Source organism: Telmatospirillum sp. J64-1 (assembly GCF_006980715.1).
Taxonomy (GTDB): Bacteria; Pseudomonadota; Alphaproteobacteria; order Rhodospirillales; family Magnetospirillaceae; genus Oleiliquidispirillum; species Oleiliquidispirillum nitrogeniifigens.
Map to the genome: position 1 here is coordinate 1 of NZ_SBHN01000086.1, position 604 is coordinate 604.

The window sequence follows — 604 nt, forward strand, 5'->3', positions numbered from 1 at the left end:
ACCTGCCCGGGCTGAAGCTGCTGCCGCCCACCAATGACAGCACCGACCTGACCCTCGACGTCTGGGCCGCCGCCACCGAAGGCGCCAATGGCGATGTCGCGGTCAGCGGGCCCCAGCAGGTCGTCGTCGATATCGGCGTCGTCGCGCCCTCCGTCTCGGGCTCCGGCCAGGGGCTGGAGGACGAATGGATCGCGCTCGACCTTTCGGCCTCGGTCAATGCCGAGATCGGCAATGAGACGCTGAGCGTCCACATCGAGGACCTGCCCGCCCATGCCGTGCTGCGCCTGCGCGACAGCGGCACGATCCTCATCCCCGATACCGACGGATGCTACGACGTCACGGCCCATCTCGACAATCTCGAGATCCGCTGGGACTGGAACAGCCCGCAGCGCCATTCCGACGAGGACATCTCCTTCAACCTGCGTGCCGTCGTCACCGACACCGATGGCGACAGCAACCAGACCCTCGCCCCCGTCACCGTCGAGGTCGCCCCGGTCGCCGACGAGATGACCATCACCGCCGGCGGCAGCGGCAACGAGGACACGGCCATCGCCGTCAATGTCTCGATCGCCCTGACCGATCTCGACGGCTCCGAGCAGCTCGA

The 604-nt window shown here is 67.7% G+C and carries 1 protein-coding gene; it reads left to right on the forward strand.

Annotated features, from left to right (window positions below; translation table 11 throughout):
• A partial coding sequence (locus tag EPD66_RS24295) for a hypothetical protein (RefSeq protein WP_185961612.1) occupies window positions 1–604 on the forward strand: 604 nt, incomplete at both ends.